20 protein-coding genes and 1 tRNA gene are annotated in these 21,188 nt (G+C 60.0%); 12 read left to right on the top strand and 9 right to left on the bottom strand.

Features of this window, described 5'->3' with window-relative positions:
• Window positions 1–13 precede the first annotated feature (13 nt).
• From OKC28_RS14690 to OKC28_RS14670, 5 genes are all read left to right on the top strand, one after another.
• Window positions 14–3,133 carry a multidrug efflux RND transporter permease subunit gene (locus OKC28_RS14690; RefSeq protein ID WP_270689961.1) on the top strand — a complete coding sequence of 1,040 codons (3,120 nt, stop codon included), beginning with the start codon at window positions 14–16 and terminating at the stop codon, window positions 3,131–3,133.
• A gap of 18 nt (window positions 3,134–3,151) precedes the next feature.
• On the top strand, window positions 3,152–3,397 hold the full coding sequence (locus OKC28_RS14685; RefSeq protein ID WP_270689959.1) for a hypothetical protein: 246 nt from the start codon (window positions 3,152–3,154) through the stop codon (window positions 3,395–3,397).
• Complete coding sequence (locus tag OKC28_RS14680) at window positions 3,398–3,589, top strand: hypothetical protein (RefSeq protein ID WP_270689957.1); 192 nt, start codon at window positions 3,398–3,400, stop codon at window positions 3,587–3,589. It abuts the gene before it with no gap.
• 69 nt (window positions 3,590–3,658) lie between these two features.
• Window positions 3,659–3,949, top strand: coding sequence for a hypothetical protein (locus tag OKC28_RS14675; protein WP_270689955.1), 291 nt, complete (start codon window positions 3,659–3,661; stop codon window positions 3,947–3,949).
• Complete coding sequence (locus tag OKC28_RS14670; RefSeq protein WP_270689953.1) at window positions 3,877–4,338, top strand: hypothetical protein; 462 nt, start codon at window positions 3,877–3,879, stop codon at window positions 4,336–4,338. Before OKC28_RS14675 ends, OKC28_RS14670 begins: the two co-directional genes overlap by 73 nt.
• A 99-nt stretch (window positions 4,339–4,437) precedes the next feature.
• Here OKC28_RS14670 and OKC28_RS14665 read toward each other — a convergent pair.
• Window positions 4,438–4,525: transfer RNA gene (locus tag OKC28_RS14665), tRNA-Ser, on the bottom strand.
• Between the two features lie 185 nt (window positions 4,526–4,710).
• Between OKC28_RS14665 and OKC28_RS14660 the strand changes: the two genes are divergently transcribed.
• From OKC28_RS14660 to OKC28_RS14650, 3 genes are all read left to right on the top strand, one after another.
• Entirely contained in the window at window positions 4,711–5,367 is a 657-nt protein-coding gene (locus OKC28_RS14660) for a Bax inhibitor-1/YccA family protein (protein ID WP_011898838.1), read from the top strand.
• A gap of 164 nt (window positions 5,368–5,531) precedes the next feature.
• On the top strand, window positions 5,532–7,685 hold the full coding sequence (yccS, locus tag OKC28_RS14655) for a YccS family putative transporter (RefSeq protein WP_270689950.1): 2,154 nt from the start codon (window positions 5,532–5,534) through the stop codon (window positions 7,683–7,685).
• 26 nt (window positions 7,686–7,711) lie between these two features.
• The gene (locus OKC28_RS14650) at window positions 7,712–8,053 is read left to right on the top strand and encodes a TusE/DsrC/DsvC family sulfur relay protein (protein WP_005310577.1); all 342 of its coding nucleotides are present in this window, start codon (window positions 7,712–7,714) and stop codon (window positions 8,051–8,053) included.
• Between the two features lie 58 nt (window positions 8,054–8,111).
• Here the strand turns inward: OKC28_RS14650 and dedD are convergent, their stop codons facing one another.
• The 7 genes from dedD to OKC28_RS14615 form a co-directional block, all read right to left on the bottom strand.
• Window positions 8,112–8,882 (bottom strand): cell division protein DedD, encoded by a 771-nt coding sequence (dedD, locus tag OKC28_RS14645; protein WP_256684222.1) that lies wholly within the window; start codon window positions 8,880–8,882, stop codon window positions 8,112–8,114.
• A gap of 200 nt (window positions 8,883–9,082) precedes the next feature.
• The gene (gene folC, locus OKC28_RS14640; RefSeq protein WP_270689947.1) at window positions 9,083–10,342 is read right to left on the bottom strand and encodes a bifunctional tetrahydrofolate synthase/dihydrofolate synthase; all 1,260 of its coding nucleotides are present in this window, start codon (window positions 10,340–10,342) and stop codon (window positions 9,083–9,085) included.
• A gap of 2 nt (window positions 10,343–10,344) precedes the next feature.
• Window positions 10,345–11,208, bottom strand: coding sequence for an acetyl-CoA carboxylase, carboxyltransferase subunit beta (accD, locus tag OKC28_RS14635; RefSeq protein WP_005310570.1), 864 nt, complete (start codon window positions 11,206–11,208; stop codon window positions 10,345–10,347).
• A 119-nt stretch (window positions 11,209–11,327) separates the two neighbouring features.
• Window positions 11,328–12,137: a tRNA pseudouridine(38-40) synthase TruA gene (gene truA, locus OKC28_RS14630; protein WP_021140877.1), complete on the bottom strand. Its 810-nt coding sequence runs from the start codon at window positions 12,135–12,137 to the stop codon at window positions 11,328–11,330.
• A gap of 166 nt (window positions 12,138–12,303) precedes the next feature.
• Window positions 12,304–14,445: a FimV/HubP family polar landmark protein gene (locus OKC28_RS14625; RefSeq protein ID WP_270689944.1), complete on the bottom strand. Its 2,142-nt coding sequence runs from the start codon at window positions 14,443–14,445 to the stop codon at window positions 12,304–12,306.
• Between the two features lie 278 nt (window positions 14,446–14,723).
• Window positions 14,724–15,740: an aspartate-semialdehyde dehydrogenase gene (locus OKC28_RS14620; protein WP_005310564.1), complete on the bottom strand. Its 1,017-nt coding sequence runs from the start codon at window positions 15,738–15,740 to the stop codon at window positions 14,724–14,726.
• A gap of 167 nt (window positions 15,741–15,907) precedes the next feature.
• Window positions 15,908–17,041, bottom strand: a complete 1,134-nt coding sequence (locus tag OKC28_RS14615; RefSeq protein WP_270689941.1) for a 4-phosphoerythronate dehydrogenase — start codon at window positions 17,039–17,041, stop codon at window positions 15,908–15,910.
• Window positions 17,042–17,411: 370 nt separating this feature from the next.
• Here OKC28_RS14615 and OKC28_RS14610 point away from each other — a divergent pair, with 370 nt between their 5' ends.
• Entirely contained in the window at window positions 17,412–18,134 is a 723-nt protein-coding gene (locus OKC28_RS14610; RefSeq protein WP_256684234.1) for a phosphatase PAP2 family protein, read from the top strand.
• 84 nt (window positions 18,135–18,218) lie between these two features.
• On the opposite strand, the gene OKC28_RS14605 is transcribed toward OKC28_RS14610, so the two are convergent.
• Entirely contained in the window at window positions 18,219–19,049 is an 831-nt protein-coding gene (locus OKC28_RS14605) for a MetQ/NlpA family ABC transporter substrate-binding protein (RefSeq protein ID WP_270689939.1), read from the bottom strand.
• A 444-nt stretch (window positions 19,050–19,493) separates the two neighbouring features.
• On the opposite strand from OKC28_RS14605, the gene OKC28_RS14600 reads away from it, so the two are divergent.
• From OKC28_RS14600 to OKC28_RS14590, 3 genes are all read left to right on the top strand, one after another.
• Window positions 19,494–19,856 carry a VOC family protein gene (locus OKC28_RS14600; protein ID WP_256684236.1) on the top strand — a complete coding sequence of 121 codons (363 nt, stop codon included), beginning with the start codon at window positions 19,494–19,496 and terminating at the stop codon, window positions 19,854–19,856.
• Between the two features lie 75 nt (window positions 19,857–19,931).
• The gene (locus tag OKC28_RS14595; RefSeq protein WP_212539914.1) at window positions 19,932–20,522 is read left to right on the top strand and encodes a HEPN domain-containing protein; all 591 of its coding nucleotides are present in this window, start codon (window positions 19,932–19,934) and stop codon (window positions 20,520–20,522) included.
• Window positions 20,523–21,007: 485 nt separating this feature from the next.
• Window positions 21,008–21,145 (top strand): hypothetical protein, encoded by a 138-nt coding sequence (locus OKC28_RS14590; RefSeq protein ID WP_270689936.1) that lies wholly within the window; start codon window positions 21,008–21,010, stop codon window positions 21,143–21,145.
• Window positions 21,146–21,188: the final 43 nt, after the last annotated feature.

The following is a 21,188-nucleotide window of genomic DNA, read 5'->3' as shown; positions in this document are numbered from 1 at the left end:
CGGAGAGTTATCCATGCCGCAGTTTTTTATCCATCGCCCGGTGTTTGCCTGGGTGATCGCCCTGTTCATCGTGCTGGCAGGGGTCATCGCCATCCCCAAGCTCCCCATCTCCCGCTATCCCTCGGTGGCGCCGGTGTCGGTGACCCTCTATGCCACCTATCCGGGCGCCACGCCGCAGACCCTGAATGATGCGGTGGTGAGCCTTATCGAGCGCGAGCTGTCGGGAGTGAAGAACCTGCTCTACTTCGAGTCCTCTGTGGACGCCTCGGGCAGCGCGCAGATCACTGCCACCTTCAAGCCGGGCACCGATCCGGAGCTTGCCCAGATGGACGTGCAAAACCGCATCAAGGCGGTCGAGCCTCGCTTGCCACAAGCGGTGCGGCAAACCGGCCTGCAGGTGGAGTCCGCCTCATCCGGCTTTCTGATGATGGTCGGCATGACCTCACCGGATGGCCGCTTCGATGAGGTTGCCCTCAACGACTACATGGCACGCAATATTGTGCAGGAGCTGCGCCGCATCGACGGGGTGGGACGAGTACAGCTGTTCGGCGCCGAGCAGGCTATGCGCATCTGGGTAGATCCGGCCAAACTCGCCGCCTACGGGCTAACCATCAGCGAGGTGGCGCAGGCCATCGAGCAGCAGAACGTGCAGATTGCACCGGGGCGCCTCGGCGACGAACCCGCCCTGCCGGGGCAGCGCCTGACGGTTCCCCTCACGGTTCAAGGACAGCTGACAACCCCCGAGGCGTTCGCCGCCATAGTGCTGCGAGCCGGTGGCGATGGAGCCAAGCTGGTGCTGGGTGATGTGGCACGGGTCGAGCTGGGGGCGCAATCCTACGCCTTTTCCAACCGGGAGAACGGCGTGGCCGCCACCAGCGCCGCCATCCAGCTCTCCCCCGGCGCCAACGCCGTGCGTACCGCAGATGCGGTGCGCACCCGTCTCGCCCAGCTCGCCCCCACCCTGCCGGCAGGCATGGCCTACTCGATCCCGTTCGACTCGGCTCCCTTCGTCAAGGTCTCCATCGACAAGGTGATCCACACCCTGCTGGAAGCCATGGTGCTGGTGTTCCTGGTGATGTTCCTCTTCCTGCAGAACCTGCGCTACACCCTGATCCCGACCATCGTCGCCCCCATCGCCCTGCTGGGCACCTTCGCGGTGATGCTGCTCGCCGGCTTTTCCATCAACTCCCTGACCATGTTCGGCATGGTGCTGGCCATCGGCATCATAGTCGACGACGCCATAGTGGTGGTGGAGAACGTCGAGCGCCTGATGGCCACCCGAGGGCTCTCGCCCCGGGAAGCGACATCGCAGGCCATGAAAGAGATCACCGGGGCGGTGATCGGCATCACCCTGGTGCTCACGGCGGTGTTCATTCCCATGGCATTCGGTAGCGGCTCCGTGGGGATCATCTACCAGCAGTTCACTCTGTCGATGGCGGTCTCGATCCTGATTTCCGCCTTCCTCGCCCTGACCCTGACACCCGCACTCTGCGCCACATTGCTGCGTCCGGTCAGCCCGGATCACCATGAAAAACGCGGTTTCTTCGGCGCCTTCAACCGGGGCGTCGAGCGGCTCACGGCAGGCTACGGCGCCCGGGTAACCCGGCTGGTCGGGCGTAGCGGACGCATGATGGTGGCCTTTGCCGCCCTCTGCGCCGTGCTGGCCAGCGCCGCCGCCCAGCTGCCCTCCTCTTTCCTGCCGGACGAGGATCAGGGCTACTTCATGACCTCCATCCAGTTGCCGACCGGCGCCACCAGCGAGCGCACCCTGGCCGTCATCAAGGAGTTCGAGGCCCATGTGGCCTCTCGCGAGGCGCTGGACACCAACCTGGTGGTGCAGGGCTTCAGCTTCTCCGGCGCCGGCCCCAATGCGGCCATGGCCTTCACCATGCTCAAAGACTGGGACCAGCGCCATGGCGCCACGGCTGCCGAAGAGGCAGACCTGGCACAGGCCGCCATGGCCAACAGCAAGGAAGGCACTGTGATGAGCCTGTTGCCGCCAGCCATCGACGAGCTGGGCACCTCTTCGGGTTTCACGCTCTTCCTGCAGGACAGAGCCAACCAGGGGGAAACCGCGCTGCTGGCCGCCCAGGCGCAACTGCTGGCGCTGGCCGCCCAAAGCAAGGTGGTAAGCGATGTCTATCCCGACAGCCTGCCCCCCGGCGAGAGCATTCATCTTGAGATCAATCGGCAGAAGGCCGAGGCCATGGGACTCTCGTTCACCAGCGTGAGCAGCACACTGTCAGCCGCTATGGGGTCGCTCTACATCAACGACTTCCCCAACGGCGGGCACATGCAGCAGGTCATACTGCAGGCCGACGCCAAGGCACGCATGCAGCTTGATGACGTGCTCGGCCTGCGAGTGCGCAATGCCAGCGGCGGCATGGTGCCCCTACGGGAGGTGGTGACGCCAACCTGGCGCCAGTCGCCGCAGCAGATGATGCGCTTTGAGGGCTTCCCCGCCGTGCGTCTCTCCGGGAGTGCCGCCCCCGGAGTTTCCAGCGGCGCCTCGATGGCGGAGATGGAGCGCCTAGTGGCACAGCTGCCGCCGGGCTCTGCCCTGGCCTGGACGGGACAGTCGCTGCAGGAGCGCCAGTCGGCGGCGCAAGCCCCCCTGTTGATGCTGCTGTCGGGGCTGGTGGTCTTCCTGGTGCTGGCCGCGCTCTACGAGAGCTGGTCGATCCCGCTCTCCGTGATGCTGGTGGTGCCCTTGGGGTTGCTCGGTGCCGTGGCGGCGGTGATGCTGCGCGGCATGCCCAACGACGTCTTCTTCAAGGTGGGCATGATCACCATCATCGGTCTGTCGGCCAAAAATGCCATCCTCATCGTGGAGTTTGCACGCCAGTTACACGCCGAGGGTCGCACGCTGCTTGATGCGGCTGTGACCGCCGCACGCCTGCGCCTGCGCCCCATCCTGATGACCTCGCTCGCCTTCACCCTCGGTGTGGTGCCCTTGATGCTCGCCAGCGGCGCCAGCGCGGAGACCCAGCACGCCATCGGCACCGGCGTGTTCGGCGGCATGATCAGCGGCACCCTGCTGGCCATCTTCTTCGTGCCGGTGTTTTTTGTCTTCATCATAGGGGCGCAGGAGCGCCTTCAGGCCTGGCGTACAACGCGGCGAGGGGCGTCATGATGCCGGCGATCCACCTCTGTGCCCTCCCTGGCCCAGGCCCTCGGCGCCTCTACTACCCAGATGCTCTGGATCATCGACATCTATCCGCTGCTGATGCCGGGACTACTGGTGGCCATGGGCGCTCTGGCGGATCGTATCGGCAACCGGCGTGTGTTGCTCACCGACCGGGCTTGCCATCTTCGGGGTTGCCTCCCTGCTGGCCGCCTTTGCGCCGACGCCAGCCATGCTCATCAGTGCACGGGGCTGCTGGCGTTGGGAGGATAGATGATCATGCCATGCGTGCTTGGCACCATACGTCGCACCTTCGAAGACCAAGATGAGCGCGCCATGGCGCTGGGTTTGTGGGGCATTGTCGGCGCTGCGGGGGCAGCCGTCAGCGCCACTCACACCCCGGGGATGGCACTCGCCGCGGCGCTCGGTGGCGCCGGGCTACTGACCCTGTTTGCGCGCTTGTAGTTGCGCTCGGCCGCCCCTATGCTGGATCTGTCGTTATTCTCGCGCCCGGCGATCCTCGCAGGGATGATCATGGCGGTGGTGGCAACAGGCGCCCTGGCAGGTGTCGAACTGACGCTGGCGCAGGAGCTGCAATACGTGCTGGGCAATACGCCGCTGCAAGCCAGCATATTCATGATCCCCATCATGGCCGCAGCCGCCGTGGGCGGCCCGGTCGCGGGTTACCTCTTCAACCTCTGCGGTCTGCGCACCGTCGCCAGCTCATCGCAGGCATTGTCTGCGGTGGCTTTGTGCTATCTGGCACAAGCCGACTTTCACAGCCCAGATTTCTGGGTACCGACCTGCTGGCCCTGCTGGAGCTAACCCTCAGCATCGGCCTGACGGTTTCTTTCATTGCCATCATGGGATCGGTGGAGGCAGACAAGGGGGTCGCCGCAGACTCGCTGGAAGCAACCGCCTACGCGCTCGGGATCACCTTCTTCGGCGTCTTTATGTCCAGTGTATTCAGCCGCGCCATCCTGCTGCCCTCCACGCTGGCCGAACCACTCAAGGATCAAGCCGTGCAATCCATCGGCGACAGCTATCTTGTCGCACGGATGCTGGCGGAGCCTCCGGCAACCGCGCTCATCGAGGCAGCGAAAGCGGCATTCTCGACGACCCATTCGACCTTGTTAATGACATCCGCTGGTCTGACTGGTTGCCTTGCCGTTGTGGTTTTCATCATGCTTGGCAGCTATCGAAGAGATGGCTAAGTGAGAGAGAAACCGTTCAAGTTATCAGTCAATGACGCCGACCTGTGGCACGCGAATACGAAAAAGCCCATCTCATGAAATGAGATGGGCTTCAATGTCTGGCGGAGGAGGTGGGATTTGAACCCACGGATGGTCGCCCATCGCCGGTTTTCAAGACCGGTGCATTCAGCCGCTCTGCCACCCCTCCGAACGGCGTGCATACTACGTCAAGCCCATGTTCATATGCAATACATATTTGTTCTGGGATAGTAGGGGGCAACAGGCTGGGGTGGCGCTTGAAATCAGCGCTCGTCATCCCAACATTGAGTGCATACAATGCGATAACGAAGCGGAATGTACCGCCTCACCCCGGAAATCAAGAGGACACCCAAGATGGATACCCGTTCTATCTATACCGGCACCCAGAGTGCCGCGCGTGATACCAACAAGGTGCTGCGCAACACCTATATGCTGCTCTCCCTCACTCTTGGCTTCTCTGCCGTTGTGGCCGGGATCGCCACCGTGATGAACATGCCGCCCCTGCACTGGGCCGTGTTCCTCATCGGTGTGTATGGCCTGATGTTCCTGACCCAGAAGAACCAGGACAATGGCATGGGCCTGGTGTTCACCTTCGCCCTGACCGGCCTGCTCGGCTACAGCCTGGGCCCCATCATCAACATGTACATGAACAATGGTGGTGGCGAGATAGTGATGACGGCGCTCGGCGGCACAGCCTTGACCTTCTTCGGACTGTCCGCTTATGCCCTGACCACCAAGCGTGACCTCTCCTTTATCGGTGGCATGCTGTTCGTCGGCTTCTGGGTGCTGCTGGTGGCCATGGTCGCCAACATCTTCCTGCAGATGAGCGCCCTGAGCCTGGCCCTGTCCGCCATGTTCATGCTGTTCTCCTCCGGCGCCATATTGCTGACCACCCAGCAGATCATCCGTGGCGGCGAGACCAACTACATCTCCGCCACCGTGACCCTGTATGTCTCCATCTACAACATCTTCCTGAGCCTGCTGAGCCTGCTCGGCGGCAACCGCAACTAATGAAAGACCCCGCTTCGGCGGGGTTTTTATTGGTGCCTGTTTCTGTCAGGATAAGTTGTAAATCAAGGATATGAAGCTAAGCGGCCCTGATCCAAATCAGGGCCGCTTCGCGCTTGGCGGGTTAGTATCCCGTTCTCGTTTCATTCAAGGGTTGCTCTTGTCTCATGCCGATGGATTTCTCTGGCCTGCTGCGCCGACTGCTGACTGACAGTCACATCTACTTCGCCCTCAAGGTCTTGCTGGCCATGGCGGGGCTGCTCGCCTTCACCCTGGCGACCGGTGATATCCAGCTCACAGTGCTGCTCTCCCTTGGGGTGGTGGCCGGTGCCATCGCCGAAACCGACGACAGCCTGTGGGGCCGGGTCAAGAACCTCGCCATGACGTTGCTCTGCTTCCTGTTTGCCTCTCTGTGTGTGCAGTACCTCTTCCCGACGCCCTGGCTGTTTGCTATCGGGCTGGCGGGGTCGACCTTCCTCTTCGTGATGGTGGGGGCGCTCGGTCAGCGCTACGCCACCATCAGCTTCGGCTCCCTGCTTATCGCCATCTACACCATGCTGGGGGCTGCCAAGGCGCCGGATCTCTTCTACCAGCCGCTCGCATTGTGCGCCGGTGCACTCTGGTATGGTCTGGTCTCCCTCATTTGGCTCTGGCTGCTGCCCTACAAGACACTGCACGAGCAACTTGCCCAGAGTTACTTTGCCCTCGGCCGCTATCTGCTGGAGAAATCTCGCTTTTTTCCAGCGGACGAGCATGGCGCCCAGGCCATTCGCCACAATCTGGCCCAGCTCAACATCAATCTGGTCAATGCGCTGACACTGACCAAATCGGCGCTCAACGCCCGCCTCAGCACCCGCCATCAGGCGGCGCCCGAGCTTGCCAGCCTACTGCGCCTCTACCTGCTGGCGCTGGAAATCCAGGAGCGTGCCACTTCCAGCCACTATCCCTACAGCAGGCTGGAGGCAGAGCTCAAGCAGGGTATCGTCCTTGACGGGTTTCAGGAGGTGTTCCTGCAGCTGTCGGAGGCCTGCCAGCGGCTCGGTTACGCCATCCTGGTGCACAAGCCCTACGCCCACAACAAGCGCATCCACTGGACCCTGGAGGCTCTCGGCGATCAGCTGGAGTTCACCCACCTCAAGCAGCACTACCCCAAGACATTGCTGACGCCGATGAAGTTCCTGCGCCGCAATCTGGCCAGCATCAACCAGCTGCTGGGCAGCGCCGAGGAGCTGCAAAATCCGACGCAGGCCCCACAGAGCTTGCCGCCTCTGGCGCGTCCTGTCCGCCTGCCATTGCTGGCTCAGCTCAAGCAGCACCTCAGCCCGGACTCCATGATGTTTCGCCATGCCCTGCGCCTGTCGCTCGGGTTGGTGGTAGGTTACGGCATCTTGCAGACCTTCAGCCTTGATAAGGGTTACTGGATCCTGCTGACGGTGCTGTTTGTCTGCCAACCCAGCTACAGCGCCACCCGCCGCCGGCTGGTACAGCGGATGCTCGGTACCTTCGCCGGCCTGCTGGTGGGCGTCCCCGTGCTCTGGCTGTTCCCCGAATTGCATGTTCAACTGGTGGTAATGGGGCTCGCCGCCTTCCTGTTCTTCACCCAGGTACGCAGCAACTACAGCGCCGCCGTCTGCTTCATCACCCTCTATGTACTGATGGCCTTCAACCTGCTGGACGGCATCGGCTTTGCCATTCTGGGGCCGCGCCTGCTCGACACTTTCCTCGGCTGCCTGCTCTCCTACGCACTGGTGGCCTGGCTCTGGCCGGACTGGCAGTACAAACGGCTGCCGACGCTTATCGCCAACTCCCTGTCAGCCAACGCCCGCTACTTGGCGGCCGTGCTCGCCAGCCTGCAACAGCAAAGGGATGAATCCATCGACTACCGGGTAGCCCGCAAGAGCGCCCATCTGGCCGACAGCGAGCTGGCCATGGCCTGGCAGAGCATGCTGGTGGAGCCGCAAAAGCGCCGCCGCTTCCTCGATCTCTGCTTCACGCTCACCTGGCGCAACCACGCCCTGCTCTCCTACATCTCGGCGCTGGGTGCCCATCGCGACAAGCTGGAAGCCATCAGCGAACTCGACGAGATCAGCCGCCACCTGAGCCACACCCTGGAGCGGGCCGCTGGCCATCTGGCGGGCGAGATGCCTGCACAGATCGAAGGACAGTGCCCCGTCATCACGCCGGACAGCAGCGAGGAGCAGCTGATGCTGACCCAGCAGCTCACCCTGATCAGCCAGCTGGCGGACGAGTTGCTCACCCTGGCCAACGAGAGCCGGTTGCTCACCGGGGGCCAAGGCGCTACCATGCCCGCCCAATCCTGATAGCCCTATTTGCGAGGAGCCCTCTTATGGCTGAGCATCAGCTGGAATTCAACGGCCAAACCATCGAAACCGATGCCAAGGGCTATCTACTGAACAGCAGTGACTGGAGCGAGGAACTGGCACAAGTGCTGGCCGAGCAGGAAGGCATAGTGATGGAAGAGCCTCACTGGGAGGTGGTGCGTTTCGTGCGAGCTTTCTATCTGGAGTTCAACACCTCCCCTGCCATCCGCGCTCTGGTCAAGGCGATGGAAAAACAGTACGGCCCGGAAAAAGGCAACAGCCGCTACCTCTACAAGCTGTTTCCTGAGGGGCCAGCCAAACAGGCCACCAAGATAGGCGGCCTGCCAAAACCGGTGAAATGCATCTAAAAAAATACCGCGCCCATCTGTGAAATGAAGCGCGGTATTTTTTTATCTCGTTGAACTATCAGGGTTTATAGGCAACAACGGATCCACTGAGTCCTGTCATCTGGCCAATCCGGCCCTGCATGCCCTGCAGCTTGGCCCTGGAAACATCCGGCCCGATGAAGACCCGGTTGAGCTGGCCCTGCACCGGCGTACGCGGCGAAGTCTGGGCCGAATAGCCCGCCGCCCGCAACTTGCTCACCAGCGCATTGACGCTGTCCACGTTTTTGAAAGCACCAAGCTGCAAGATCCAGCTGCCCTGCGACGAGGCAGCAGGCGCCTGTGTCTGCGGCGCCATCTTGCTCGCGATGAGGTCATCCATCGACTTGATCTGGCCTACCTGTGGCTTGGTTTCCACCGGCTTTTTCACTTCCACCGGTTTGGGTGGTACCGGCTTGGGCTTGGGTGACTCCACCGGCTTCTTGGCGATCACCTCGGGCTTGGGCTTGACCACTGGCTGAGCAACGGGCTTGGTAGCTGGCTGCTGTGCCTGCGCCGCCGATGGGTTCTTGTTGGTGGCGAGCGTCACGGGATCCGAGACCTCTTCGACCTGCCACTGCTCGGCGGCAGAGGCCTGCTGCTGGCTGGCCAGGTGTTCCGCCGGCAAGGTACTGGCGGCCGAGACCTGCAATGCCGGTTTGGCGGGTTCAAGCTCGGGACGCAGCGGGATCTTGGCAAACGCCTCGTCCTTTTGCTCCAGCTTGTTGCCATCCATCAGATCCGGCAGAAAAATGACAACCAGGGCCACCAGGATGACGGTGCCTACCAATCTGTTTTGAAACTTCGAAGCCAAGTTAATCCCCACCCATGTTACTTAGAATTAATTGCAATTTTGCGGACATCAATGATGGACGGTCCCTTCAAGCCACTCTGTGTTGAGACTTCGAAGCCAAGTCAACGCCTACCCATGTTGCTTGGCCGATGGCGCGCCGAAGAAGGTTTGACCTGGCAAAATCAGCCTGAAGCCGTGCCGTTCAACCGGCCCTGTGCCGATCAGGACGCAGTGCCCGCCAGAATGTCGGCGACAGTGTAAAACGAACCAAACACAATGACCATATCATCAGGACTCGATGCGGCCAACGCAGCCTGATAGGCGGCGCTGACATCATCAAAGCGCAGAGCCTCTCCCTTGCCCTCCCCCAGGGCAGCGGCGAGCTGCTCGGCGGTAGCGGCGCGCGGACCGGTGAGACTGGCCAGAAACCATGCGTCGATCAGACCATCAAGCTCGGCGAGCGAACCCGCCATGTCCTTGTCTTTGAGCATGCCGACCACAGCGCGGCGCTTGCCCTTGCAGGGGATCTGGCGCAACTGGCTGGCAAGGTAGGCCGCCGAATGGGGATTGTGGGCCACATCGACGATGACCAGAGGCTCGCTTTGCAGCCGCTGCATCCGCCCCGCCAGCCGGGCATTGGCCAGCCCGTCACGGATTGCAGACTCAGGTAGCGGCAAGCCGAGGGATTCCAGCGCCGCCAGCATGGTTACAGCGTTCATCAGCGGCAGTGTTGGTTTGGGCAGATCCCGCCACTGGTGCAGACCCAGGTAATCCCAGCTGGTCTCATGCTCTTTGCCAGAGAAGTCAACACCGACCTGACGCAGGCAGGCACCTATGCGCTGCGCCTCGCTGGCGATAGTGGCAGGAGGCTTGGGTTCACCGCTGATGGCGGGTTTGCCGGCGCGATACACTCCGGCCTTCTCCACGGCCACCGCTTCGCGGGTATCCCCCAGCCAGTCGCAGTGATCAAGCGCAATGGAGGTGATCATGGCCACATCGGACTCCACCACATTGGTGGCGTCGAGCCGACCTCCCAGCCCCACTTCCAGCAGCAGCACATCCGGCGCGGCGCGGCGAAAGAGCCAGAGGCCCGCCAGGGTGGCAAACTCGAAGAAGGTGAGCGCTATCTCGCCGCGGGCAGTTTCCACCTCGGCAAAGGCAGCGCGATGATCGTCGTCGGCCAGCTCTTGTCCATTGATGCGTACCCGCTCGGTAAAGCGCAGCAGATGGGGAGAGGAGTAGACACCGACCTTGTAGCCCGCCGCCATCAGAATGCTGGCCGCCATGGCGCAGCTGGAACCCTTGCCATTGGTGCCAGCGACCGTGATCACCTTGAACGGCAACTGGGTGAGGCCCATGCGACGGGCAACGGCACCGACCCGATCCAGCCCCATGTCGATGTTGACGGGGTGGATCTGCTCCAAATAAGAAAGCCAGTCGACCAGCGACCGGCTTTGGGATTGTTGCATGTTTGAACTCATCTTCACTCTTCGATGACGTGAGTATTCAGCATTTTGGCGAGCAGGCTGGCCAAACGGTTACGCATCTCGCGGCGATCTATGATGAGATCGATGGCACCCTTCTCCAGCAGAAACTCGGAGCGCTGGAAGCCTTCCGGCAGCTTCTCGCGCACTGTCTGCTCGATGACGCGCGGGCCGGCAAAGCCGATCAGCGCCTTGGGCTCGCCCACATTGATATCACCCAGCATGGCCAGACTGGCAGATACACCACCCATGGTGGGGTCGGTCAGCACAGAGATATAGGGCAGGCCCGCCTTGGTGAGCCTGTCCAGCGCAGCACTGGTCTTGGCCATCTGCATCAGGGAGAAGAGCGCTTCCTGCATGCGAGCACCGCCTGACGCGGAGAAGCAGACCAGACCGCGACCTTCCTTGATGCACTCCTCGACGGCGCGTACGAAACGGGCACCGACCACGGAGGACATGGAGCCACCGATGAAGGAGAACTCGAATGAACAGGCGACGACCGGTACCCCCTTGAGGGTCCCCTTCATCACCACCAGCGCATCTTTCTCTCCCGTCGCTTTCTGAGCGGCGGACAAACGATCCTTGTAGCGCTTGGAATCCTTGAATTTCAAGATATCCTGCGGCTCCAGCTCGGCACCGACTTCGGTACGGCCCTGCTCATCGAGAAAACTCTCGAGACGGGCACGGGCGCTGATGCGCATATGATGATCACACTTGGGGCACACTTCGAGGTTGCGCTCCAACTCTGCCCGGTAGAGCACCTGTTCACAAGCACTGCACTTGGTCCACACCCCTTCCGGAATGTTGTGACGACGAGGTGTAGTTATCTTGCTCTTGGGAAGGATCTTCTCAAGCCAGCTCATGGAATTCCTTAATGCTTTTGTGCCTGACAAAACGCATCGAGCCTAGATTGTTCAATGACTTAATAGCTCGATGGCAATAAATGACGGATCATTAAACCACAAATTTTCGGGGCCAGTTACTAAAAACTGGTCGTACCCGGTGCCGAGTCCGGCAGCCAGAGCGGGCCGAGCGGCAGCTGTGGCAACGCCAGTTCCGCCGGGTAATCCACGTCGACCAGATAGAGTCCACCGGCCTTGGCGGTCGGCCCGGCCTGGTTGCGATCCTTGGCGGCCAGCAGCTCGGCAATCCACTCCACCGGCTTTAACCCCTGCCCCACCAGTAGCAGGGAACCTGTGATGTTGCGCACCATATGGTGCAAGAAGGCGTTGGCCTTGATGTCGAGCACGATGTAGGGGCCGGAGCGGCTGACGCACAGGTGCGTCACATTGCGCCACGGTGTCTTGGACTGGCACCCGATGGCCCGAAACGAGGTAAAGTCCTGCTCCCCCAGCAGGCATTGACCCGCCTGGTGCATCAACCCTGCATCTATGGTCTCGTGATAGTGACTGACACCGCTGCCGAGGATGGCAGGGCGGTAGTTGTGGTTATAGATGACATAACGGTAGCGACGGGCGGTGGCGCTGAAACGGGCGTGGAACGTCTCGTCCACCTCCTTGACCCAACGCACGGCGATATCCGGCGGCAGGTTTGAGTTGAGCCCCAGGGTCCAGGCCGATTCGCTGCGGATGGCGTGGGTATCGAAATGGATCACCTGACCGGTGGCATGCACACCGGCATCGGTGCGACCTGCGCACTGAATGGAAACCGGGTGGTTGGCGATCCGGCTGAGGGCTTTCTCCAGCTCAGCCTGCACGCTGATCACTTCTCGCTGACGCTGCCAGCCGAAATACCGGCTGCCGTCATATTCAATACCTAGGGCGATTCGCATGGGTAACACTTGTCTTATGGTGAAAAGAGGCGATGAAAGAAACGGGGCGGATTATACGCGCTCGGGGTGAAAAGTCCCAAAAACCGCAAGCCCGCCCGCACAGTCACCAATAGAGAAGGGCAGCCCGCAGGCTGCCCTTCTCAAGGTCCTAACGCCAGAGAGGCGTTTATCCCAGGCGCTTGAGCAACTTCTCCGCCTCGGCACGCTGGTGATCACTTCCCTGCTCTGCCGCCTCTTGCAGCAGTTCGCGAGCACTGTCTTTGTCGTCGATCTCGAGGTAGGCCCGGGCCAGATCCAGCTTGGCACCCACACCGCCGTCGTCGGCATCCACGTCAAAGCCGGTGGACTCCGGCAGCACCTCGGGGAAGCCGTCCAGTCCCACATCCAGCGAGAAGCCCTGATAGGGTTCCTGCTCCGTGGTGGTGGCATCGGCTTCGGCCAGCAGCTTGTCTATCTCGACATAACCACTCTCGTTGGCCTGTTCACGGGGCTTCACATCGCCCTCATGGGATTCCACCTCGGCGAAGGCATCCTCAAAATCGGAGAGTGCCAGCTCGTTGGGATCCAACGCGAGATCCGGTTCCACCGCCTCGGTCGGCGCCAGGCCCAGCTCCGCCAGCATCTCGTCGGCGCTGGTATCGGCGGCGCTCTGTTTCGCACTTTCCTGGTCAGCTTCAGCCTCGGCAAAGGCGCTCTCAAAGTCGCTCAAATCAAAGGCGGCAAGTTCTTCGTCACTGATGGGGGCGTCGGCATCCGGCTGGCCATCATCGTCCGCATCCAGATCCAGATCGGCGGTCAGGTCGGCATCCAGCTCGGCAAACAGCGCCGCCTGCAGCTCCTCTTCACTCATGACCTCATTGCCAGCCTTGGCGGGCGGGTTGAACTCGTTGGCGAGATCAAGATCCGGCTCAACATCGAGTGCAATGGCTTCATCGTCGGCAAGATCCAGGTCTGGCACCAGATCCGGATCACGACCGGCCGCTTTGGGCGCAGGTTCCGCCTCAAAACCGGCCAGCTCCATCTCGCCGTCATCGCTGAACACTATGTCAGCAGGGGCCGCCGGCTCTTCCACCGCCATGTAACCATCCGGAGTGTTGAGATCCGGCATGGGACGAACCGGCTCATCATCGGTGATATCGGCGCTGAACAGGTCATCAAACTCGCTGTGTTCCTGATCCATCACCATGGAGGTCGATTCGGAGAGGCTCTTCTCCTGCTCTTCCAGCTCGCGGCGGGCACGGGCACGCAGCCAGAGCGTCACCAGCGCCAACACCAGCAAGACCGGCAGCAGTATGATCATGGCGAGGTTGAGCGGTGAGGAGAGCAAATCCATCAGCCAGTGCTGCTTGGGTTCAGGCGTCGCCGCAACCGGCGGAACAGGTTTGGTCTTGAGCTCGGCAATCTCTTTTTGCAGCGCTGTCTGCTCCAGCAACTGGGCCTTGAGGGTTTCCACCTCTTCGGTCAGGGATTGCAACCGCAGCTTGAGCCTGTGGTTCATCTCTGTGACCTGACCGAGCTGGGCATTGGCATCTTCCAGCGCCAGTGCCATTTCGGTAGAGGGCTGGCCGACCGGCTTGCCAAGATCGGCAGGCAGTGGTGCAGGGGCGCTGGTAGCGGGTGCCTGGCTTGGTACCGGCTCGGCAGCCTTGGCAACCTCTTTCACTTCGGTTGCAGGTTGAGGCGCAGCGACCTTGGGGGCCGGCGCAGGAATGGGCGCCGCTTTGGGTGCGGGTGCCTTGGCGGGCGCGGCAGCAACCTTGGGCGCGGCCGGTTTGGCTGGCTGAGTTTGCTTGCTGGCCAGGTATTTCGGGCTCAGCCCTTTCCAGCTGGCGTTGTCGCTATTGAAACGCTGGCGGGCCTGGGCATCGGTGATGACACTCGCTTCCGCGGCGGTAGGCAGCAGAATGCGGGATCCCACCAGTATGTGATTGATGTTGCCATCGGCAAAGCTGCGGGGGTTTTTCTCGTAAATCGCCACCATGGTCTGGTAGACGCTGACGCGATTGGAGGGGCGATGTTTGCTCGCCAGACTCCAGAGGGTATCGGTTGGACGGACAGGGCCATAACTGCCGGCATTGCTCGCGACCTGCCGCACAATCGGCTGGGCAGTGGGACGGCTGGGCTGGGACGTGGCGCGGGGAGCGGCGACAGGTTGTGCCAGCGGCTGGGAATTGACGGCAGGCGGAGCCGGTTCATCCGGGCCTTTGAGCTCAACAAAAAAAGGCTCCCGCGCCGGGTCTTCAGCCTGAGCGGTGCCCAGCAGACCCAATGCGAGTAGCATTGCCAATGTTATGCGGGAATGTCCCATATTCGTTCCTTCGTATGACGGCCCTATCACATTGAAAAATCTGGATAGTTACCCCAAAACAGTCGGTTCAATATAAATCAGGCTCAGGTTGCAAGCCAGCAGTCAGACACATTTAGCACCCAACTTGTTCCTGAGTGTAGGAAAAAACTTAATCAGTTGATATCACGAAAAATTCTCGGGGCCATAGAGTGCGGCCCCGGTCACATCCACACCGCACGCGGGTGGCAAGGGACAGGCCCGATGGAACTTGCCCTCCACCGGGCCGGCAGATCCGCAGATCAGAGGTAATCGCGCACCAGCAGTTCGGCAATCTGCACACTGTTGGTCGCGGCGCCCTTACGAACGTTATCGGCCACGATCCACATATTGATACCGCTGGGGTGAGAAATATCCTGACGGACACGGCCAACCAGCACCTCATCCTTGCCGGTGGCATCGCGCACCGGGGTCGGATAGTCCGTTTCGTCATCGAACAGGGTCACGCCCGGGGCGTTGCGCAGCAGCTCCTTGACCTGATCCGCATCGAGCGGTTGATGCAGCTCGACGTGCACCGCTTCGGCATGGCCATAGAAGACGGGCACCCGCACGCAGGTGGGGTTCACGGCTATGCTGGCATCCCCCAGGATCTTCTGGGTTTCCCACACCATCTTCATCTCTTCACGGGTGTAGCCGTTGTCGGTGAAGCTGTCGATCTGCGGAATGAGATTGAAGGCGATCTGGTGCGGATAGATGGTCGGCTCCACCGGACGCCCGTTGAGCAGCTGCGCGGTCTGGCCGGCCAGCTCGCTTACCCCTTCCTTGCCTGAGCCGGAGACGGACTGGTAGGTCGCCACGTTGATGCGGGCGATCCCGACCTCGTCGTGCAAGGGCTTGAGCGCAACCAGCATCTGGATGGTGGAGCAGTTCGGGTTGGCGATGATGTTGCGATTGCGAAAATCCGCCAACGCGCCCGGATTGACTTCCGGGATCACCAAGGGGATATCTTCGTCGTAACGGAAGCAGGAGGTGTTGTCGATGACGATGCAGCCGTGCTCGGCGGCGATCGGCGCCCATTTGGCAGAAACCTCGGCACCGGCGGAGAAGAGCGCAATCTGCACCTGACTCCAGTCAAACTCTTCCACATCCTTGATTTCGAGATTCTTGCCACAAAAGCGCACTGTATCACCGGCGCTGCGGCTGGATGCCAGCGGATAGAGGGTACCGACCGGGAAGGCGCGCTCCTCCAGAATTTCAATCATGGCCTGACCCACGGCGCCGCTGGCGCCCAATACCGCTACGTTGAATTGCTGACTCACTGATGTTCTCTCCTGTGGTATTGCAAATAGTGCCGGCAACGCACGCTGGCATCACCGTTGGCAGGCGAACCTGCCTGATAGAGGGCTCGGCATGACACCAAGCCAGAGACGGGCGGGGTCGGCGTCGAAGCCGCTTACCCCAGCCGTTTGGATCTGTTGAATCTGGTTTAGCCGGGTTGGACGGTGAAACCGAGCCGGGCCAGGGTATCGCTGGCGAAGGGGCCGCTGACGTGCAAAGAGGATAGCTCGCGCCGCTCCGGATAGTGCTTGCGCTGTTCATCGAAGCTGCCGGGCAGCTCAATCCGGTTGCGAAAACGGGCATCGTCGCGGCGCACATCGTAAATAAGGTGCACCAGCTGTTTGATAAGCGCCGGATCCGCCGGTTGACCCGGTGTCAGTGCGCGCACCTCGGGGGCTGGCAGCAAGGATTGCAGATCCTGGCGCGCCGCGCGGCCCAACTGCTGACAAAGCGCCTGATAGAGCATCCAGGTGCCGCGCGCCTTGCCCTCCAGGCTGTAGCCTGCGATGTGAGGGGTCGCTATCTCGGTATGGGGTACCAGGGCACGCAGGGGCTCTGGCTCCCCTTCCCACACATCCATCACCAGCCGCAGGGGCTCAAGCCCTTGCTGGCGAGCGAGCAGCGCCTGGTTGTCCCACACCTCGCCACGGGAGGCGTTGACGAGGATCTGCCCGGCAGGGCGCGCGGCGATCACCTGCTCATCCAGCAGGTGAAAAGTAGCATCCGGCCCCTCGCGGGTGATGGGCACGTGGAAGCTGACGATGTCGGCACCGAGTGCCGTCTGGTAGTCGACGAATGCGCCTGTCTCGCCTGCCTGCCCGGCGACTCGAGCCCGCGGCGGATCGCAGCGCAGCACCCGCATACCGAGGGCCTCGGCCTTGCACGCCACGCATTCACCGGTATTGCCCGCCCCTATGACGGCGAGGCTCATCTCGCGCAAGTTGAGCTCATGACGCTCGGCCAGCACCAGCAGGGCAGAGAGCACATAATCGCCGACCGAATACTTGTTGCAGCCGGGCGCACTGAAGAAGGGAATGTTACGCGCCGCCAGCAGCGCCTTGTCGACGTGATCGGTACCTATGGTGGCGGTGCCGACGAACCTGAGCCGCGGGCTGGTGGCGAGGAGCTCGGCATCGACCCGGGTCACGGAGCGCACCAGCAGCACATCGGCATCTTGCAGATCCGCCGCCTGCATCTGCCGTCCTGGCAAGGGGATCACCTCGCCAAATTCGGCAAACAGCTCAAGGGCGTGGGGCATATTTTCATCAACGACGATCTTCATCGGGCTCTCTCACTTCGCAACCGGCCACAGGCGCGCCATTCTAGCCCAAACCAGCAGAACTTTCAGATGCTTATTCGCCCATGACTTTTCACCACAATCACACCGCCCGGCCTGCCCAAACCGGCCAGATGTTCAGATGCCTGTTCGCCGACCCCCTTTCACCACCATCGCACCACAGTGCCTGGGCAAACCGCCAAGATGCGCAGATGCTGATGACCCCACGCCCGCATTGCCATGTCGGCCCGGGTGACACTCATTTGTAAGCCCATGTTACAGCCAGACCAGCGCGACTTGACCGACCCGCCGAGGCTGGCACAATGACGCCTCTTTTTTCCTGCCCGTTTAACGCGCACCTGTTACGAGCCTTGTTATGCCGACTCATGCCTCTTCGCTACCGCGCCGTCAGGTGCTTGGTTTCAGCGCCGCCCTGATCCTGCCGCTACTGTTGTTGGCCTGCCTGCCCTGGCAACCCTTTATGAGCCAGGCCCTGCAATCGGGCTGGTTGTGGTGGCCCTACGCCCTCACCCGCATGGTGGATGTGCCCGGCATTGCCATCAGCATTGCCGCCCTCTTGCTGCTGACCCGACACAAGCTGACGCTGAGCCTGCCCGCCATGCTGGCATTGGTCTGCGCCCTGTTTGCCATGCTCGCTGGCGACTGGGCCATCAAAAGCATCATCAAGCACCTGACCCAGGAGCCGCGCCCTTATTTGCTCTGGCTGGAGGGCCAGAGTCTGATCCCCGCCATCCAGCAGTTCTACTCAGGCAGTGTCGAGGTACGCAGCGAACAGGTGCATGCGGCGAGCCTCTTGCTGGCCCTGCCCGAATGGCTCACGGACCACTGGCAGGCAGAAGTGAACTACGCCTTTCCCTCCGGCCACAGCATCGCCGCCATGAGTCTCGCCCAGTTCTTCGGCCTGATCTGGCTGGCCCGTGCCCCTTCAGGGGTCTGGCTGCTGCCACTGTGGGCACTGGGCATAGGCCTGTCGCGTATGCTGATCGGCATGCACTGGCCGCTGGACGTGCTGGCGAGCGCCCTGCTCGGCAGCCTGACCGCCCTGTTTGCCGCCCGCTGGTGGCTGCGCCGCTACTGACGTCTGTGACCATGCCAACAAAAACGGGCACCTTCTGGTGCCCGTTTTTGTTGGTGCGATAACGTCACATACCGATAGCCATGCTCAGTTGCTGGCACTCTGCCCCTGCCAGCCCTCGGGATACTTGTAACCAACGAAGCGCTTGGCGGCATAGGCCTTGAACTCGGGAGAGTTGTAAGCCGCCGCCACGTCCTTGGCGAATGGCTGATCGGCATCGGCGCTTTTCACCACCACCCAGTTGATGAAGTTGTAGCTGCGCTCGAGGAACAGACCCTCGCTGAACGCAATGCCGCTGGAGGCGGCGAAGTTGCCGTTGATGACGGAGAAGTCCACGTCCTCCCGCGAACGCGGCAGTTGCGCAGCTTCCAGCTGGATCAGCTTGATATTGTGCGGATTTTTCGCCACATCAAACTCGCTTGCCTTGAGCGGGTTGATCCCCTCCTTGAGGGTGAGCCAACCCAGATCCTGCAGCATCAGCAGAGCACGCGCCTGATTGGTCGGGTCGTTGGGGATGGCGACCGTGCTCCCCTCTTTCAACGCCTTCAGCTCGCCCAGCTTGCCGGCGTAGAGACCCATGGGACCGGTCGGCACCTGGGTGATGGGAGCCAGTGACAGGCCCCTGTCTTTTGAAAAACTCTCCAGATAGGGTTTGTGCTGGAAGCAGTTCACATCGAGCGAGCCATCGGCCAGGGCGATATTGGGGGTCACGTAATCGGTGAACTCCACCAGTTTGACCTTGTAGCCCTTGGCCTCCAGCTGCGGCTTGATGGAGTCGGTCACCATGTCGGCAAAATCCCCCACTGTCGTGCCAATCACTATCTCTTTCTTGGCCGGATCGGCGGCAAGAACGGAAAACGGCAGGCTGCTGGCCAGCAGTGCCAGCGCTGAGAGGGTAAAAAAGGAACGACGCTGCATAAGGAACTCCCTGTCAAAATAATCATCAAAAGGTGGCAGGATGACGGCGACGACCACAATGGGCTTCTCGCCACAACCATCTAGCCATCCAAACGGCTAATTCAGCCACCATAACAGAGCCTCTTCCCGTCGCCAAGCGACAAAACAGGGCAAGCTTAACCAGGCAACAGCCAAGCCCACACTTCATGCCTTGCTGGCCTTGATGCAGAAAATCTTTGATAAACCACACAGTATTGCTTTTGCCCCCTCCCCGAACCGGCCTCAACTGGCTTATTGTGATCATCAGTCGGGTCTGGGTGGCCAGAGCCCTTTGTCAGGCTCACCTTGCTGAAGAAGGCGCTCACTGGCAGCGTCATTCAGGGGCGGTAGCGTCTATCTTGGCAACAGATCCCTGATAGCTCGCATAGCAGGAGATAGTCTTATTCAATCCGTCGAGGAGTTACCGTGATCGATCACGTTGAAATCAAGACAGTGCATTTTGACGACTGCAAGCGCTTCTACCAAACAGTACTCCATCCACTGCATGTGGAACTCAAGTGGGCAGATGACGCTGCTGCCGGTTTTGGCCTGAACGGCCGTGACAAGGTGAGCTTTTTGATCGAAAGGGGCGAACGACATACACACTGCCATCTTGCCTTCAGCGCCACGACTCAGGCACAAGTCGATGCTTTTCACCTGGCGGGTATCCAGGCGGGTTTTCGCTGCAACGGACAACCCGGCTTTCGTGCCCACTATGCTCCTGATTATTACGCCGCATTCTTGCTTGATCCTGATGGGAACAATGTAGAGGCAGTGGCATATATTTAATGATGATACATGTCGATGTTGAGCAGTCCTAAATGCCTGAACAAGAAACTAACGTTACAAACAGGGACAAGGAATATGTCAAAAGCGATTCAAGGATTCGAATATTCAATTAAAGATGCTGAAGAGCTGCTAGCTCATTTTGATAGTATCAACGCCAACCCACCACCACCCAGCAGTGAAGTTTTAAAAAGAGCCGGACTGGTAATGGCGCTCACCGCTTGGGAAACTTATGTGGAAGATAGATTGGTTGAGGAAATGCATAAAAAACTAGCCATAGTGCAGGGTAGTTACCTGGGGGACTTCATCCTGAAGAAATTGCATACAGATTTAAAATCCTTTCATAATCCAAATTCAGATAAAACGAAAAAAATATTCATGGATTATCTTGGCTTTGATGTGACCGAGGGGTGGCGCTGGCCGAATTACGAACCAGATAAAGCCCGCTCAACACTCAATCAATGGATTAAAAAACGCGGTGATGCAGCACATCGTTCAAAGCCAATCAGCACTGGCGTACCGGCTCCTCATCTTATAAAGCGTGATGAACTAGAAAAAGTGATCAGATTTATCAGAGATCTGGTCAAGTCTACCGACTGTTATATCAATGAAAAGATTGATCTGCACCACACAACTGTTTTTGAACGTCATAACCAGCTTTCAACTTGACTGAGGAATATACGAATGGAATGGTTGGTTGCAATAATTATTTTTGCCGTGATAGGTATTTTTTTGGAAAGCCATCATCTTGCAGTATTTGTGGGCAGTCTATAAAGAAGACATATTATAAATGGACAATCGATGGAAATAAGCAAACGCTTTGTCCAAAATGCAACTCTCAGATGGAGAGAAAAGTTAGCAAGGAGGCATTTAACCGTCGCTTTGGTTGATGTAACAAGCTGATTATTCTCTGGCTAACAGGTCGAGATTGAGTACTTCAACCGGCGTTCTAGAATTTTTCTGGCTGTCACTGAATTTACAATTTGAATTACTTTATTTTTGACTGATGCTGGCATTGCCGGTAGTTTTATAAGCCTCATCGACAGGGTGCCGTGACTCATATTTTATACGCCACCATGTCAATAGCGAACAACATGGAAGGAACGCTAAATCACGAGCAGGGAGCAAGACCACACCCTATTCAAGGAGTATTCATGAGCCCCAAACAACAGCTGATCGCCAAAGGCATCTTCATCGCTTCGACGCTTTTTTCTTTGGCCCTGATAGCGTTTGTTGCATGGTCGGTCGTCATGGTCAGCCCAGGGTGGGAGCACACTTTGTTGATATTTTAACCAAAGAATAACTGAGCCCGATAGTCGTCATTCCAGCCGGCTC

Origin of the sequence: Aeromonas sp. D3 (assembly GCF_027705025.1) — a bacterium.
In the GTDB taxonomy this organism is placed as follows: domain Bacteria; phylum Pseudomonadota; class Gammaproteobacteria; order Enterobacterales; family Aeromonadaceae; genus Aeromonas; species Aeromonas salmonicida.
Note: the sequence above shows the minus strand (reverse complement) of the source record. Positions and strands in the feature narration are given on the sequence as shown.

Excerpts from the sequence above, each read along its gene's own strand:
- OKC28_RS14690 (WP_270689961.1), top strand. The coding sequence starts at position 14 with ATGCCGCAGTTTTTTATCCATCGCCCGGTGTTTGCCTGGGTGATCGCC.
- OKC28_RS14680 (WP_270689957.1), top strand. The coding sequence starts at position 3,398 with ATGATCATGCCATGCGTGCTTGGCACCATACGTCGCACCTTCGAAGAC.
- OKC28_RS14675 (WP_270689955.1), top strand. The coding sequence starts at position 3,659 with ATGGCGGTGGTGGCAACAGGCGCCCTGGCAGGTGTCGAACTGACGCTG.
- OKC28_RS14660 (WP_011898838.1), top strand. The coding sequence starts at position 4,711 with ATGGATACCCGTTCTATCTATACCGGCACCCAGAGTGCCGCGCGTGAT.
- yccS (WP_270689950.1), top strand. The coding sequence starts at position 5,532 with ATGCCGATGGATTTCTCTGGCCTGCTGCGCCGACTGCTGACTGACAGT.
- OKC28_RS14650 (WP_005310577.1), top strand. The coding sequence starts at position 7,712 with ATGGCTGAGCATCAGCTGGAATTCAACGGCCAAACCATCGAAACCGAT.
- folC (WP_270689947.1), bottom strand. The coding sequence starts at position 10,342 with ATGAGTTCAAACATGCAACAATCCCAAAGCCGGTCGCTGGTCGACTGG.
- accD (WP_005310570.1), bottom strand. The coding sequence starts at position 11,208 with ATGAGCTGGCTTGAGAAGATCCTTCCCAAGAGCAAGATAACTACACCT.
- truA (WP_021140877.1), bottom strand. The coding sequence starts at position 12,137 with ATGCGAATCGCCCTAGGTATTGAATATGACGGCAGCCGGTATTTCGGC.
- OKC28_RS14625 (WP_270689944.1), bottom strand. The coding sequence starts at position 14,445 with ATGGGACATTCCCGCATAACATTGGCAATGCTACTCGCATTGGGTCTG.
- OKC28_RS14615 (WP_270689941.1), bottom strand. The coding sequence starts at position 17,041 with ATGAAGATCGTCGTTGATGAAAATATGCCCCACGCCCTTGAGCTGTTT.
- OKC28_RS14610 (WP_256684234.1), top strand. The coding sequence starts at position 17,412 with ATGCCGACTCATGCCTCTTCGCTACCGCGCCGTCAGGTGCTTGGTTTC.
- OKC28_RS14605 (WP_270689939.1), bottom strand. The coding sequence starts at position 19,049 with ATGCAGCGTCGTTCCTTTTTTACCCTCTCAGCGCTGGCACTGCTGGCC.
- OKC28_RS14595 (WP_212539914.1), top strand. The coding sequence starts at position 19,932 with ATGTCAAAAGCGATTCAAGGATTCGAATATTCAATTAAAGATGCTGAA.
- OKC28_RS14590 (WP_270689936.1), top strand. The coding sequence starts at position 21,008 with ATGAGCCCCAAACAACAGCTGATCGCCAAAGGCATCTTCATCGCTTCG.